The 14,566-nt window shown below is 61.2% G+C and carries 12 protein-coding genes; 8 read left to right on the top strand and 4 right to left on the bottom strand.

Annotated elements, in window-relative coordinates:
• From OJJ21_RS03985 to OJJ21_RS03995, 3 genes are all read left to right on the top strand, one after another.
• On the top strand, window positions 1-1,039 hold a 1,039-nt coding region (locus OJJ21_RS03985; protein ID WP_297683384.1), incomplete at its 5' end, for a pyrophosphate--fructose-6-phosphate 1-phosphotransferase.
• 47 nt (window positions 1,040-1,086) lie between these two features.
• The gene (locus OJJ21_RS03990) at window positions 1,087-1,722 is read left to right on the top strand and encodes a LysE family translocator (RefSeq protein ID WP_250915984.1); all 636 of its coding nucleotides are present in this window, start codon (window positions 1,087-1,089) and stop codon (window positions 1,720-1,722) included.
• A gap of 103 nt (window positions 1,723-1,825) precedes the next feature.
• Window positions 1,826-2,788, top strand: a complete 963-nt coding sequence (locus tag OJJ21_RS03995) for a lytic transglycosylase domain-containing protein (protein ID WP_250915983.1) — start codon at window positions 1,826-1,828, stop codon at window positions 2,786-2,788.
• Between the two features lie 30 nt (window positions 2,789-2,818).
• On the opposite strand, the gene OJJ21_RS04000 is transcribed toward OJJ21_RS03995, so the two are convergent.
• Entirely contained in the window at window positions 2,819-4,186 is a 1,368-nt protein-coding gene (locus OJJ21_RS04000; RefSeq protein WP_297683388.1) for a serine hydrolase, read from the bottom strand.
• Between the two features lie 205 nt (window positions 4,187-4,391).
• Between OJJ21_RS04000 and OJJ21_RS04005 the strand changes: the two genes are divergently transcribed.
• The 5 genes from OJJ21_RS04005 to OJJ21_RS04025 all read left to right on the top strand — a co-directional run bounded on the left by OJJ21_RS04005 (window position 4,392) and on the right by OJJ21_RS04025 (window position 9,580).
• On the top strand, window positions 4,392-5,639 hold the full coding sequence (locus tag OJJ21_RS04005; protein ID WP_297683390.1) for a DUF3419 family protein: 1,248 nt from the start codon (window positions 4,392-4,394) through the stop codon (window positions 5,637-5,639).
• Window positions 5,639-6,292 (top strand): class I SAM-dependent methyltransferase, encoded by a 654-nt coding sequence (locus tag OJJ21_RS04010; RefSeq protein WP_297683392.1) that lies wholly within the window; start codon window positions 5,639-5,641, stop codon window positions 6,290-6,292. The genes OJJ21_RS04005 and OJJ21_RS04010 overlap by 1 nt, the downstream gene beginning before the upstream one ends.
• Before the next feature lie 135 nt (window positions 6,293-6,427).
• Window positions 6,428-7,210 carry a GH25 family lysozyme gene (locus OJJ21_RS04015; RefSeq protein WP_297683394.1) on the top strand — a complete coding sequence of 261 codons (783 nt, stop codon included), beginning with the start codon at window positions 6,428-6,430 and terminating at the stop codon, window positions 7,208-7,210.
• 142 nt (window positions 7,211-7,352) lie between these two features.
• Window positions 7,353-8,537 carry a lytic murein transglycosylase gene (locus OJJ21_RS04020; protein ID WP_297683396.1) on the top strand — a complete coding sequence of 395 codons (1,185 nt, stop codon included), beginning with the start codon at window positions 7,353-7,355 and terminating at the stop codon, window positions 8,535-8,537.
• 137 nt (window positions 8,538-8,674) lie between these two features.
• The gene (locus OJJ21_RS04025) at window positions 8,675-9,580 is read left to right on the top strand and encodes a DMT family transporter (protein WP_297683398.1); all 906 of its coding nucleotides are present in this window, start codon (window positions 8,675-8,677) and stop codon (window positions 9,578-9,580) included.
• 452 nt (window positions 9,581-10,032) lie between these two features.
• On the opposite strand, the gene metF is transcribed toward OJJ21_RS04025, so the two are convergent.
• The 3 genes from metF to OJJ21_RS04040 form a co-directional block, all read right to left on the bottom strand.
• A complete protein-coding gene (metF, locus tag OJJ21_RS04030) occupies window positions 10,033-10,941 on the bottom strand; it encodes a methylenetetrahydrofolate reductase [NAD(P)H] (RefSeq protein WP_297683400.1) in 909 nt (302 codons plus the stop codon).
• Window positions 10,942-11,949, bottom strand: coding sequence for a metalloregulator ArsR/SmtB family transcription factor (locus OJJ21_RS04035; protein ID WP_250915975.1), 1,008 nt, complete (start codon window positions 11,947-11,949; stop codon window positions 10,942-10,944).
• Window positions 11,950-12,125: 176 nt separating this feature from the next.
• Window positions 12,126-14,471, bottom strand: a complete 2,346-nt coding sequence (locus tag OJJ21_RS04040; RefSeq protein WP_297683403.1) for a methyl-accepting chemotaxis protein — start codon at window positions 14,469-14,471, stop codon at window positions 12,126-12,128.
• Between the last annotated feature and the right edge of the window lie 95 nt (window positions 14,472-14,566).

Consider the following 14,566-nt stretch of genomic DNA (forward strand, 5'->3'; position numbering starts at 1 on the left):
GATGCGCGAGAAGGCTCACGTCCTTCATCGCTACGGCGGTTCGCCGATCGGCAACAGCCGCGTCAAGCTGACCAACACCGCAGACTGTGTAAAGCGCGGCCTTGTCAAGGAAGGCGAAAACCCGCTGCGCGTCGCTGCCGAGCGCCTTGCTGCCGACGGCGTCACCATCCTTCACACCATCGGTGGCGACGATACCAACACCACCGCGGCCGACCTTGCCGCCTATCTCGGAGCCAACGGCTACAACCTGACCGTCGTCGGCCTGCCAAAGACCGTCGACAACGACGTCGTGCCAATCAGGCAGTCGCTCGGCGCATGGACGGCCGCCGATGTCGGCGCCCGTTTCTTCGACCACGTCTCCAATGAGCAGAGCGCCGCGCCGCGTACGCTCGTCATCCATGAAGTCATGGGCCGCCATTGCGGCTGGCTGACCGCCGCGACCGCCCGCGCCTATATCCAGCGCACCAAGGGCAACGAATACATCGAAGGCTTCATGATGAATCAGGAGCTGAAAAACATCGATGGCATCTACCTGCCGGAGACCCATTTCGACCTCGAAGCGGAAGCAGCCCGCCTGAAGGAAATCATGGACCGCACCGGCTTCGTCACGCTCTTCGTCTCTGAAGGCGCTTGCCTCGAGGAAATCGTTGCCGACCGCGAAGCCGCCGGTGAGGAAGTCAAGCGCGACGCCTTCGGCCATGTGAAGATCGACACGATCAACGTCGGCTCCTGGTTCCAGAAGCACTTCGCCAAGCTGCTCGACGCAGAACGCTCCATGGTGCAGAAGTCTGGCTATTACGCTCGCTCCGCCCCGGCGAACTATGACGACCTGCGCCTCATCCAGAGCATGGTCGATCTCGCCGTCGAAAGCGGCTTGAACAAAGTCTCCGGCGTGACCGGCCATGACGAGGATCAGGGCGGCAAACTCCGCACCATCGAATTCCCCCGCATCAAGGGCGGCAAGGCCTTCGACCTGTCCACTCCATGGTTCGCGGAAGTGATGGATTACATGGGGCAGAAATACCGTCCGGCACATTGACGGAGCCGGCGAAAGCTGGCTTGCTCTTTCCCTGGGAGGAAAGACTCATGTCGTTCGAACATTGGCTCGCTTTCGCCGCCGCCTCGGCCTTTCTCTTGGCAATTCCGGGGCCAACCACACTGCTCGTCGTGTCCTATGCATTGGGGCACGGCAGGAAGACGGCGTTTGCGACAGTGACGGGCGTGGCACTGGGCGATTTTGTCGCAATGACGGGATCCCTTCTTGGGCTCGGCGCGTTGCTCGCCGGTTCCGCCACAGCCTTCATGATCCTCAAATGGATCGGCGGCGCCTATCTCGTCTATCTCGGTATCCGACTCTGGAGAGCGCCCGTTGGGGACGGCCCGATGGCGGACAATGACAACCTCCCGGAAGAAAAACCGTTTCGAATCATGGCGCATGCCTTCGCAGTGACGGCGCTAAACCCGAAGAGTATTGTCTTTTTTGTCGCATTCCTGCCGCAATTCATGGCGCCGGCGGTGCCATTTCTCGATCAGGCCGTGATATTCGAAGCAACCTTCCTGGCTCTCTCAATCGTCGTCTGTCTGAGCTATGTCATGCTGGCGGACCGCGCCCGGCGCTTCATTCGCAAGCATTCTGTCAGAAAAGCCGTCAATCGGACGGGCGGAACGCTGCTCATTGCAGCCGGGGCGGTGACGGCGGGCTACCGCAAGATAGCCGCCTGAACGTGGCAAGCTTGCCGCAATTCCGCCCATGCATTATGACACCAGAACGTTAACGGCAGCGCATGCGCGTTAACCGGTGTTTAGTTTTACTTGGGATGTCGGCATGATCGCAAAAAGAGACCTGAGAGCAAACCTGGGTTTCGCCTCCATTCTGCTTGTCGGCCTCGCGGGTTGTACCAGCAGCATGGAAGACGCTGCCAAGCAGGAGCTCAAGGCCAATCCGGTCGCCGGCACGCCCGCTGCAGGCACGCAGACAGCGGCAGCAACCACGGCGGTCAACGGCGTTACGCCGGTTGTTGATCCCAATGCCTCGACCGAACCGCCGCCGATCATTCCCGGTACCCAGACACCCGCCCCGATCCCGGTCCTGAAGGCCACCGCACTGGCAACCGCAGCACAGACCATGCCGGCCGCACAGGCAATGGAGCTGGTGGCGAACCAGCAGCGCGGCACCATCCAGACGGCCTCCATGCCGGAATCCCCCAACATGGTGACGAGCCTGCCGGACACGGCACCTGTCGCAGTGCCGACGATCCTGCCGCCGGAAGTGACCGAGGCACAGTCGATCGTTCCGGCACAGAAGCCGGGCAGCGCGCTTGCTTATGCTGCCCCTTCAGGCAACCTGTCGCTTGCAGCGCTCGACAAGCAGTTCGACGTCTCCCCGCCCGGCCCGCCGCCGGCCATTGAAGAGCCGGCGATGAAGCCCGCCACCAGCGGACCGACCGTCATCAATGCCCTGATCAAGAAATACTCGAAATTCTACGACATGCCGGAAGTGTTGATCCACCGGGTCGTCAATCGCGAAAGCACCTATAATCCCGCTGCCTATAACAATGGTCATTACGGTCTCATGCAGATCAAGTATTCGACCGCCAAGTCCATGGGCTATGACGGCCCCGCCTCCGGTCTTTTCGATGCGGAAACCAATCTCAAATATGCGATCAAATACCTGAAGGGCGCATGGCTCGTTGCAGATAACAGTCATGACGGCGCGGTGCGCCTCTACTCGCGCGGCTATTATTACGACGCAAAGCGCAAAGGCATGCTCGACGTTCTCGATCCTTGAGCAGTCGGAAACAGCAGACAGCGAGAAACCTTACCGAAGGCCGTCCATGACGGCCTTCACCAGTTTCTGGGGCTGGTAGCCCAGTTTCGACGGCGTCAGCCCGAGCCGAGCCACGATGAGGCGCTCGGAGGGAATTATGGTGACGGATTGTCCGTCATGACCAAGCATCCAGTAAGCATCGGCGGGCAAGCCGAACGCTTCGTCGTCAACCACTCCCGGCCCCTCCTGCCACGCTTGTCCCTCGGTGAAACGTCCCTTCGAGGCCAATGTCGGCTGTTGCATCATCGCGACGTAGCCTTCCGGAAGAAGCCGGTTGCCGTTCCACACGCCATCCTGCAGCAGGAAGAGCCCGAAGCGCGCCCAGTCCCGGGCTGTCGCATAGACATAGGAACTGCCGACGAAAGTGCCGGCGGCATCGGCTTCCATCACGGCGCTTGTCATGCCGAGTGGCGTAAACAGCGCGGTCTTCGGGTAGCCCAGCGCCTGCGACGTGTCGCCTATGCGTTCCATCCATATCCGCGAAAGAAGAACACTGGAGCCGGATGCATAATTGAAGACCTCTCCCCGCCTCGCCACCAGCGGCTTGTCGGCGGCAAAGGCTGCCATATCAGGCTCAAGATAGAGCATGCGCGTGACATCGGCGACATCGCCATAGTCCTCGTTGAATTCGAGACCGCTCTCCATGGCCATCAGGTCGCGAACGCGGATATCGGCCCTCTTGTCCTCCTTCCAGTCGGGAAACAGCTCACGATCATCCAGACCGATCTTTCCCTCCCCGGCCAGCCGGCCGATAATCGCCGCATTGACCACCTTGGCCATCGACCAGCCGAGCAGAGGCGTCTCGGCTGAAAAGCCCGTGCCATAGGCCTCCCCGACGATACGGCCATCCTTGATAACGACGATGGCGCGCATGCCGGGGCCGGCAAGCGCGGGGTCCGCCAGCAGACCGGCAATGGCGGGATTGGGGATGTCAGCCCCATCACCGGCAGGCCAGGCGGCATCCGAAACGGTCGGCCTTGCGCCACGCGCAGGTGACGGATCGATATCCTCCAGCGTGGCGCCATCGGGTACGTTGGCGCAACCGAGCCCATCCCTCCTCATGGCAGTGCTGGGAGCTATTGCTCCCAGAAGGCGCGCGGTAACGGCTCCCGCATCCCGGTCCACATCGACATTGACCAGCTTGAGCAGAGGATGGCCGGGCGCCTGCACATCCAGGGCGAGAACCACCTCCGGTTCACGACCGGCGAGAAAGACATTCGAGCAGACGATCTTTGCCGCATAGCCGGTGCCGACCAGCAGCAGGGCCGGAGGCGACAACGACAGCCAGAAGACGATTGCCGTAATGAACATGACGAGGGCAAGCACCAGCCCTCGGATGATCCTGCCAAACAATCGCATGCGCTTCCTCCCGATTGCCGGGCCATGCAATCAGGAAACATCCGATGACGAAACCCCAAAAAGGAGGGAGCAAACAGATTGCGCACGTTTTTCCGGCGTCACGAGCGAGCTTCGTGCAAGCGGCCAGCGCACCCACAGCCAACGTCATCATACTGTTGCATGAGGGGGCTACACGCCCTCAACGTTCAATGGATGGCTAACGAACATGACCGACGTTGCACCGGATGCCGACTTTCGCAAGAACCGGAAACTCAAGAACGCTCTCCTCCAGCACAAGGCCCTGACGAAGGACGGTCTGTCCGAGCGGTTGTTCGGCATGCTCTTCTCCGGCCTCGTCTATCCGCAGATCTGGGAAGACCCCGAAGTCGACATGGAAGCAATGCAGCTTGCCGAAGGTCATTCCATCGTCACCATCGGCTCCGGCGGCTGCAACATGCTGGCCTATCTCTCGCGCAGCCCCTCCAGCATCGATGTCGTTGATCTCAACCCCAACCATGTGGCGCTGAACCGGCTGAAGCTCGCGGCCTTCCAGCACCTGCCCGACCACGCAGCCGTGGTGCACCATTTCGCCCAGGAGAACACCCGCTCAAACTCCCGCAGCTACGACCGCTTCATCGCACCGAACCTCGATGCGAAGACGCGGGACTACTGGAACAAGCGCGGCGTCACCGGCCGGCGCCGCATCGCGGCCTTCAACCGCAACTTCTATCGCACCGGCCTGCTCGGTCGCTTCATCGGCGCCGGCCACATCGTTGCCCGCCTCCATGGCGTCAAACTGACCGATATCACCGAGACCCGCTCGCTACGCGAACAGCGCCAGTTCTTCGATGACCGCATCGCTCCGCTGTTCGAAAAGCCGCTGATCCGCTGGATCACGGCCCGCAAGAGCTCCCTCTTCGGCCTCGGCATTCCGCCGCAGCAGTATGACGAGCTTGCCAGCATGTCCGAGGGCGGCACGATCGCGCCCGTACTGCGCCACCGCCTCGAAAAGCTCGCCTGCCATTTCCCGCTGAAGGACAACTACTTCGCATGGCAGGCCTTCGCGCGCCGCTATCCGCAGCCCCATGAAGGCACGCTGCCCACCTATCTGAAGCCGGAGCTTTATCCGGCGATCCGCGCCAATGCGAACCGGGTCACCGTTCACCACGCCAGCTTCACCGAGCTGCTCGCGCAGAAGACAGCCGCAAGCGTCGACCGTTATATCCTGCTCGACGCACAGGACTGGATGAACGACCGCCAGCTCAACGACCTCTGGGGCGAAATCACCCGCACGGCCGCCCCCGGTGCGCGCGTGATCTTTCGCACGGCGGCCGAAAAGAGCGTGCTGGACGGGCGGCTTGCCGATACCCTGCTCGACCAGTGGACCTACCATGCCGAAAGGTCCGCGGAGCTCAACAAGCAGGACCGGTCGGCAATCTACGGCGGCTTCCACATCTATGAGAGAAAAGCCTGATGGTCGCCGAAGCCGGGCTCGACGCCGAACACGCCGAACGCATGGACAGGATGTACCGCTACCAGCGGCACATCTATGACCTGACGCGCAAATACTATCTGTTCGGCCGTGATCGCATGATCGCCCGGCTGGATGTCCCGCGCGAGGGCAGCCTGCTTGAAGTCGGCTGCGGCACGGGCCGCAATCTGCTCCTTGCTCATCGGCTCTATCCGACCGCCCGCCTCTACGGGCTTGATATCTCGGCGGAAATGCTGGTCTCCGCACGCGCAAACTTCCGTGGCAAGCCTGCCGAGCCGGTCCTTGCCGTGGCCGATGCCACGACCTTCACCGCAGGCGAATTCGGCGTTTCCGGTTTCGACCGGGTGATGATTTCTTATGCCCTGTCGATGATCCCGGACTGGGAAAAAGCGATCGACGCGAGCCTTGCGGCGCTGAAACCCGGCGGCTCCCTACATGTGGTCGATTTCGGCCAGCAGGAAGGTCTTCCTGGCTGGTTCAAGCGCTTCCTCCAGTCCTGGCTCGACCGCTTCCACGTCACGCCAAGGGCTGACCTGCGTCAGGCTCTGGAAGCACGGCTTGAACGGGTCGGTGGACGGCTGAAGTTCGAGACCGTCGGACGCGGTTACGCCTGGCATGCGATAATTCGCATCTGACACACTGTCTGACGGTTGAAAATAACGCATATTTAAGGATGATGGAGGCAAAAGGAGGTTTGCGCCTCTTTTGTATTTGCGTGTGCGCGCGCCGCATCAGGGGCATGACCTCGAATTCTATTTCACGGAATAACCATGCGGTGGCTTCTTCACGCCCTTCTGCCGGTCATGATCGCCCTCAGCGGCTGTACCTCGACCAGCTATGACTTCATGGAAACGGCCTCGATCAAGCAGCCCCGTTTCCAGGACAAGGACCCGCAGGACTTTGGCACCAACAATCCCCAGCGACACAAGGTGCACGGCATCGACGTCTCGAAGTGGAACGGTGACGTGGACTGGCCGAGGGTGCGCCAATCCGGCGTTTCCTTCGTCTTCATCAAGGCGACCGAAGGCAAGGACATCGTTGATCCGAAGTTTGACGAATACTGGCGCAGGGCTCGCGCTGCCGGTCTCCCGCACGCGCCCTACCACTTCTATTATTTCTGCTCTTCCGCCGACGAGCAGGCCGACTGGTTCATCCGCAACGTACCGAAGGAATCGATGCACCTCCCGCCGGTTCTCGATGTGGAATGGAACCACACGTCGAAGACCTGCCAGTATCGTCCGAATGCAGAAACGGTGCGCAGCGAAATGAAACGCTTCATGGACCGCATCGAAGCCTATTACGGCAAGCGCCCGATCATCTACACCTCGGTCGATTTCCATCGGGACAATCTCCAGGGTGCCTTCCAAGACTATCATTTCTGGGTTCGCGCAGTCGCCCAGCATCCGGAGGAAATCTATCCGGAGCGTCGCTGGGCCTTCTGGCAATATACGTCGACCGGCGTCATTCCCGGAATCAAGGGAGAGACCGATATCAACGTCTTTGCCGGCACCGAGAAAAACTGGAGAAAGTGGGTCGCGGCCGCGTCCAGGTAGGATCGCGGCCGGCGATCTTCATCGCTGCGCCAATAAACTCAGCTAATCCTCTGCAATGCTGTGATTTTCCGGCTGACGATCTCGTTTTCGTCAAAATGACGGGCATGATCGCAGCCGACCCGAAAAATTCAAGGATATGGATATGAAAGCCGCTCCCCGTCTCGCCCTTGCTCTCGCAGGCCTTCTCGCTACCACCGCCCCTTCGCTTGCCGCGGAATGCGGCGGCGATCTGCAGGCTTTTCTCGACGGCGTGAAGGCCGAGGCAATCGCGGCAGGAAGCTCGTCGGACGCGGCAATGCAGGCGCTTGCCGGCGCCGTGATCGACCAGAAGGTGCTCTCCCGCGACCGCGCCCAGGGCGTGTTCAAGCAAACCTTCCTCGAGTTTTCCCAGCGCACCGTCAGCCAGGGCCGTCTCGATATCGGCCGCCAGAAGATGAAGCAGTATGCCGATGTCTTCGCCCGCGCCGAACAGGAATTCGGCATCCCCTCCGGCGTCATCACCGCCTTCTGGGCGATGGAAACCGACTTCGGCGCAGTACAGGGCGATTTCAACACCCGCAACGCGCTGGTAACACTCTCGCACGACTGCCGCCGCCCCGAACTCTTCCGTCCGCAGCTGCTGGCACTGATCAAGATGGTCGAGCATGGCGACCTCGACCCCTCGACCAACACGGGCGCATGGGCCGGTGAAATCGGCCAGGTACAGATGCTGCCGGAAGACATCATCGCCTACGGTGTCGATGGAGATGGCGACGGCCACATCAACGTCAAGCAAAGCTCGCCGGACGCCGTCCTGACGGCCGCCAAGTTCATCCAGAGCCTCGGCTTCCAGCGCGGCCAGCCATGGCTGCAGGAAGTCACCGTTCCGGAAAATCTGCCTTGGGAGAAGACCGGCTTCGACAGCGGCATGAAGGCCGGCGACTGGTTCGCGCTCGGCGTCAAGCCGCGCAACGGCGACACCAGCAATGCCGGCCTCGAAGGCGAGCTGCTGCTGCCGCAGGGCCGCAAGGGCCCGGCCTTCATGGCCTATCCGAACTTCAACATCTATCTCGAATGGAACCAGTCCTTCATCTACACCACCTCGGCCGCCTATTTCGCCACGCGGCTCATGGGTGCGGAACCTTACCTGAAGGGCAACCCGGAACCGGGTATCAGCGACACGGAAATGAAGGCGCTCCAGACCAAGCTGCAGCAGAAGGGATATGACGTCGGCAAGATCGACGGCATTCTCGGCGGCGGCACCCGCATGGCGATCCAGAAGGAGCAGCTTCGTCTCGGCCTTCCCGCTGACGGCTGGCCGACCCCGGCCTTCATCGCCACGTTCTGATCACGGCGGAACGAACGATCCCGCAACATAAAAAGCCGGACCGCAACAAACGGGTGGCGTGACGAACGCGCCATCCGTAGCTATGAAGCTCGGAGAGAAACCGGAGCTTCCACATGAACACCGTCTCGCAGCAGAAAATGACGACCGCCACCTGGCTGATGCTCCTGCTGCTCGGCCTGATCTGGGGCGGCTCCTTCTTCTTCGCTCGCGTCGCAATCCCCTATGTGCCGCCGTTCACGCTGGTCTTCCTCCGCCTCTCGATCGCAGCGCTGGCCCTGCATCTCTATCTGCGGGGCAATCTGGACATCTACCGCCATCTCGCAGCCAACTGGCGTTCCTTCCTCCTGCTCGGCCTGATCAACAACGCCGTGCCCCACACGCTGATCTTTCTCGGGCAGACCCATATCGGCGCCGGCCTGGCCTCGATCCTCAACGCCACCACCCCGGTCTGGACCGTTATCATCGCCAACCGCCTGACCGATGACGAGAAACTGACCGGCACCAAGCTCGCCGGTTGCCTGACGGGCCTTCTCGGCACGATTGTCCTGATCGGCCCGAGCGCGCTTTCCACGAGTTCGATTCCGCTCTGGGCCGTCTGCCTGCCCATCCTCGCCGCCATCTCCTACGGCTTCGCCGGCATCTACGGCAAACGCTTCAAGGGCATCCCCGCGCCGGTCACGGCAACCGGCCAGTTGACGGCATCGTCGATCATCATGCTGCCGGCCTCGCTCCTCATCGACCACCCGTGGAACCTCGCCATGCCGCCGGTCGGCGCGCTCGCGGCAATCGTCGCGCTCGCCCTCATCTCCACCGCCTTTGGTTACATCCTGTTCTTCCGCATCATGGCGCGAGCCGGTGCCACCAACACCTCGCTCGTCACACTGCTCGTTCCGCCAAGCGCCATCCTGCTCGGCGCCCTCTTCCTCAATGAGCGCCTGCACGCTACCGATATCGCAGGCATGACGTTGATCGGCCTTGGCTTGGTCATTCTGGATGGCAGGCTGATTGCGCGCAGGCCCGCTTTCGGCACCACGGCCAAATGATGCGGGTTGTCACGCATCAAAACGATCCCGTTTTTGCAAATCACGTTTGTTAAGCAATATTAACAGACGCTCACATTTTCCAAGATTTTGATTTTATTGATCTTTGCAAGCCGTGCGACAACTTATCCACGGCTCTGCACTGCGCTGCAGCACACAAAACGCTTTTCAACCGACACAAAACGGACATATTATCTAACGGTCAACACAAGGAGGCAGACATGGGACTGACCAATTCTCTCAATGTCCTGATCGTCGGTGCGGCGTTTGTGTTCATAGCGACGATGCTGTTCATCTGAGTTTTCATGGGTGAACCAACGGCCATCTTAAAGAGATCCCGAGAGGTCCGGCCAAGCCAGTGATGCTTTCCGAATTCAATAAGAAAGGCGCATGAACCGTTATCGGCATGCGCCTTTTTTGATGGCCAGCGAAATCAAATAGGCCTCAACTCGAGGTCATGCGGCAGCGCCAGCCACCGCCCGCTCTGACGGCTTCAGACCGACATTGGCAAGCGTCGCATTCACCAGCGGCGCGCGGTTCATCGTATAGAGATGGAAGTCGCCGATGCCTCGACGCACGAGATCCTCGATCTGTTCGGCGGCAATCTCAGCCGCCACTTCCGCCCTCGCATGCGGTTGATCGTCGAGACCGGCGAAACGGTCGTCCAGAAAGGACGGAACGCTGGAACCGCACATGGAGGCAAAGCGCTTCAACTGGGTGAGGTTCTGGATCGGCATGATGCCCGGCACGATCGGGATGGTGATCCCCGCAGCGCGTACCCGCTCCAGATAACGCTCGAATATATCGTTATCGAAGAAGAACTGGGTGAGCGCCCTGTGAGCACCGGCATCGACCTTGCGCTTGAGCATGTCGATATCGGCCGCATCGTCACGGCTTTCCGGGTGCTTTTCCGGATAGGCCGATACGGAAATCTCGAAATCGCCTATCTCCCTCAAGCCAGCGACCAGTTCAGCCGCGTTGGCAAAGCCACCCGGATGGGGCTGGTAAGCCGTTCCGATGCCGCCCTGCGGATCGCCACGCAGAGCAACGAAATGGTGCACACCAACGGCGCGGAATTCATCCACTACATGGCGAACCTCATCCTTCGTCGCACCGACGCAGGTCAGGTGCGACGCGGTGGTCAGCGTAGTGTCCGAGATCAGGCGGCGCACCGTGGAAAGGGTCGGCGCGCGCGTCGTGCCACCGGCTCCATAGGTCACCGAAACGAAATCCGGGTTCCAGCGCGACAGTTCATCGACCGTCGCCCAGAGCTGGCCTTCCATCTCTTCCGACTTCGGCGGAAAGAATTCGAAGGAAATGCGCAGCGGCGCGCCAGCCTGTTCGTTGTGATCGTTTCTCGCCATTCATATGCTCCCAGTCTGAAGGGTGGATCCGATGGAAGTTTCGCTATGGGCAGGCACGCGCTGGCGGGCAAGCCAGAGAGTGACCGTCAGACCGCCGCCTTTCGGCTGTTCCGGCTTGAGGTCGACTGCACGCTCCACATCGAGATCGTATTTGGCCAGCCATTCGGCCATCGTCTGGTGCGAGAAGCCGAGCCGCACATGAGCATGCTCGTCCCGCAGGTATTCATGATCGTGAGGCGCGAGATCCACGATGGCAAGCCGTCCGCCGGGCTTCAACATGCGGCTTGCCTCGGCCAGCGCCAGCTCGGGCTGCGGCAGGAAGTGCAGCACCTGATGGATCGTCACGAGATCGTATTCATTGCCGTCGAGCGGCAGGTTCAGGATATCGCCATGGCGAACGGCAGCCTTGAGGATGCCGGCCTTGTCAAGATTGGCCCGCGCTACGGCCAGCATGTCACGGCTGGCATCGATGCCGACAGCGCGGCGGTAGCCGTTGGCCAGAAGCTGAAGAATGCGGCCCGTGCCGGTGCCTAGATCCAGCAAAGCATCAACCGGCTCCGTGCCGACCAGCCGCACCAGCGCCGCCTCGACCGCATCGTCATTGACATGCAGCCGCCGCAGCTCGTCCCATCCGGAGGCATTGCGGCTAAAATAGTCCTGGGCGCGCTCCGCTCTCGTCCGCTTGACGGCGGCAAGACGCTCCCCGTCACGGAGCAGCACCGGATCGCTGTCGAGCGTTGCGGCAAGCAGCTGACGCGCCAGCGATGCCGCGTCACCATCCTGCTTGAGGCGAAAATAGGCCCATGCACCCTCCTGATAGCGGTCCACGAGGCCAGCTTCGGTCAACAGTTTCAGGTGACGGGAGATTCGAGGCTGCGACTGGCCGAGAATATCGGTAAGATCGGTGACCGTCAGGTCGCCGGCAGCAAGCAGGGCAAGCAGGCGAAGTCGCGTAGGTTCGCCTGCGGCTTTCAGCAGTTCGACTAGAACGTCTACACCGAACTTCATACGCCCTCCGCTCAAAACCAATCAAGATATAAAGATGTCTTTATGTCATTCACCATGCATGCGCAAGGACTAATTGCGATACAGGCCCGATTGGCGAGGCGAAGGAAGGAACCGCGACCACTTCACACAAAAACGGCCGCACAGGGCGGCCGCTTGTCTTCGATTGCCGGGTCGGCTCAGAACTCTTCCCACTCGTCCGACTTCATGGCAACGGCGGCATTGCCGTGGGAAATCGGCGCAGGCCGCGCCCTTGACGGCTCCCGTGCCGGGGCCGGTCGCGCCGCAGCAGGACGGCTGACCGGCGCAGCGGTGGCGACGCGCTGAGCGGCCTGCCCCGTGCGGAAGCGGGACAGCAGTTCGGCAAGACGTGCACTCTCCTGTGCGAGGCTTGCCCCTGCGGCGTTCATCTCCTCGACCATGGCGGCATTCTGCTGCGTCGCCTGGTCCATATGATTGACGGCCGTATTGACCTCGCCAAGCCCCAGGGACTGCTCCTGCGCAGCGGTAGCGATGGCATCCATATGGGTATTGATCGACTGCACGAGTTCCGCGATCGAGGAAAGTCCCTCGCCCGTGTCGCTGACGAGTTTGACACCTTCGCTGACGGCGATTTCGGAATTGGCGATCAGCCCCTTGATTTCCTTTGCCGCATTGGCGGAACGCTGGGCCAGTTCGCGAACTTCCTGCGCCACGACTGCAAAGCCCTTGCCGGCTTCACCGGCACGTGCCGCCTCGACGCCGGCATTGAGTGCCAGCAGGTTGGTCTGGAACGCGATCTCGTCGATGACGCCGATGATCTGGCCGATCTGCCGTGAAGACTGTTCGATGCGCCCCATTGCGGAAACGGCGTTTGCGACGACATGGCCCGAGCGATCGGCACGTTCGCGGGTATTGCGAACCAGATCGCGAGCCTCGCCCGTCCGCTTCGACGTAGCCGTGACGTTGGCTGTGATTTCCTCCAACGCCGCAGCGGTTTCCTCGAGCGAAGCAGCCTGCTGCTCTGTGCGCTTGGCGAGGTTGTCCGATGCCTGGGAGATTTCGCCCGACCCGTTGGTAACGGAACCGGCGACCTGACCGACGCTCTGCAACGCTTCGCGCAGCTGGCGGACCGACGTATTGAAGTCATGGCGCAGGGCCTCAAACTGCGGCGCAAATTGCTCGTTGATCTCGCACAGCATATCGCCAGAGGCCATGCGCTGGAGACCGGACGCCAGCGCGCCGGTGGCCTTGTTCAGACGCTCGTTAGCATCTTCTTCGGCCTTCCTCTGCAATTCGACGCGTTCTGCCTCGCCGCGGCGACGGTTGTCTTCCGCCTCGGTTTCCAGCTGCGCATTGCGGATGGCAGCCTGACGGAAGATTTCGACCGAGCGAGCCATGCCGCCGATTTCGTCGGCGCGATTGGCGCCGGCGATGGCAATGCCGAGATTGCCGGCAGCCAGTTCCCCCATGGAAGCTGTCAGCGCGGATACCGGTCGCACGACCCGAACCAGAACGACGGCCATGCCGACCACGCCGAAGATGAGGGAAAGCAGGAAGAGCGAGACGTAGAGAACCATGCTCGAGAAGGCCCGAGATTCCGAAACCGCCGCAGCATTGTTGATCGCCTCCATCGCCTCGGAGGCAACGCCTGCGATCGTCCCGAGAGCCGCGGTCACGCGCGGACGCCAGTCGTCGATGGAAACGGGCGGCGCCTCGTTTACCGACTTGGCGACGATATCGGCGCGCCAGTTGGCAAACTCACCGGCGAAGTAACCGTTCTGGGCCTGGGCAAACTTTTCCTTCACCACGGCCGGCGTGTCCGAATGGTCCACAAGAACCTTTACCGCGCTCCATGCGAAAGTCATGCCCGCATCAAGCTTGGCAAGGTTTGCCTGCTCCTGGGGAGAAAGCGGCCGCTTGGCCGAAATCGGAGCGTTGAGCACGACGGTCGCACTGCCCCCAAGGGCGCGCGTTGCCCAGGCATAACTGCGGATCTGGATCAGGGCCACAAGCGAACTGTCGAGGGAGCGAACCTCGCCCTCTGCCGCAACGGATGCCGCCTCAAGGGCGGTAAGAAGCTTGTCCCCTTCGGCCAGTATGACCTTGTCCAGTCCGGCCTCGCGCTGATCGAGCGGCTTGGCGACGTTCTGGTCGATCCGCTGGCGCAGGGATTGCTGCGCCTTGTACTGCGCATCCAATGCGTTGAGTACCGAACGAAGCTCGACCGAGTCGATGTTCGCCATGTGCCCGGCAGCTTCCGCCATCGCCACGTCCACCTTCTCCCGGGCAGCCACCACGCTGCGCATGGAGCCGGCACCGGCTTCTGTCGAAAGGTTCATCGCAGTCGCCGCGTCCCCGCGCTCACTGCGAAAATTGAGCAATGCGTTGAACAGTGCCTTGTCCAGCGCAGTCAGGCCGGCCACGTCCTGAAACGTGGCGTAGCGCTGGTAGGAACCGTAAGCCGAAGAGCCGACCAGCACAGCCAAGGTCGCACTGACGGCAAGAAATACTCCGATGAGAATATTGCGAATCGAAAGTAACATTTGAAACCCCCTCAGTTCATGAGAAGGAGTGAACAACATTTTCGATTAAATACTGTTAAAATCTGGCAATCGATAAGTGTGCTGACGATCGTCAC

The sequence above is a fragment of the Ferrovibrio sp. genome, assembly GCF_025869515.1.
Classification (GTDB): Bacteria; Pseudomonadota; Alphaproteobacteria; order Ferrovibrionales; family Ferrovibrionaceae; genus Ferrovibrio.

Bases quoted from the DNA above. Each gene is read 5' to 3' on its own strand.
- OJJ21_RS04015 (WP_297683394.1), top strand. From the start codon at position 6,428: ATGCGGTGGCTTCTTCACGCCCTTCTGCCGGTCATGATCGCCCTCAGC.
- OJJ21_RS04040 (WP_297683403.1), bottom strand. From the start codon at position 14,471: ATGTTACTTTCGATTCGCAATATTCTCATCGGAGTATTTCTTGCCGTC.
- OJJ21_RS04010 (WP_297683392.1), top strand. From the start codon at position 5,639: ATGGTCGCCGAAGCCGGGCTCGACGCCGAACACGCCGAACGCATGGAC.
- OJJ21_RS04025 (WP_297683398.1), top strand. From the start codon at position 8,675: ATGACGACCGCCACCTGGCTGATGCTCCTGCTGCTCGGCCTGATCTGG.
- OJJ21_RS04005 (WP_297683390.1), top strand. From the start codon at position 4,392: ATGACCGACGTTGCACCGGATGCCGACTTTCGCAAGAACCGGAAACTC.
- OJJ21_RS03990 (WP_250915984.1), top strand. From the start codon at position 1,087: ATGTCGTTCGAACATTGGCTCGCTTTCGCCGCCGCCTCGGCCTTTCTC.
- OJJ21_RS03995 (WP_250915983.1), top strand. From the start codon at position 1,826: ATGATCGCAAAAAGAGACCTGAGAGCAAACCTGGGTTTCGCCTCCATT.
- metF (WP_297683400.1), bottom strand. From the start codon at position 10,941: ATGGCGAGAAACGATCACAACGAACAGGCTGGCGCGCCGCTGCGCATT.
- OJJ21_RS04035 (WP_250915975.1), bottom strand. From the start codon at position 11,949: ATGAAGTTCGGTGTAGACGTTCTAGTCGAACTGCTGAAAGCCGCAGGC.
- OJJ21_RS04020 (WP_297683396.1), top strand. From the start codon at position 7,353: ATGAAAGCCGCTCCCCGTCTCGCCCTTGCTCTCGCAGGCCTTCTCGCT.
- OJJ21_RS04000 (WP_297683388.1), bottom strand. From the start codon at position 4,186: ATGCGATTGTTTGGCAGGATCATCCGAGGGCTGGTGCTTGCCCTCGTC.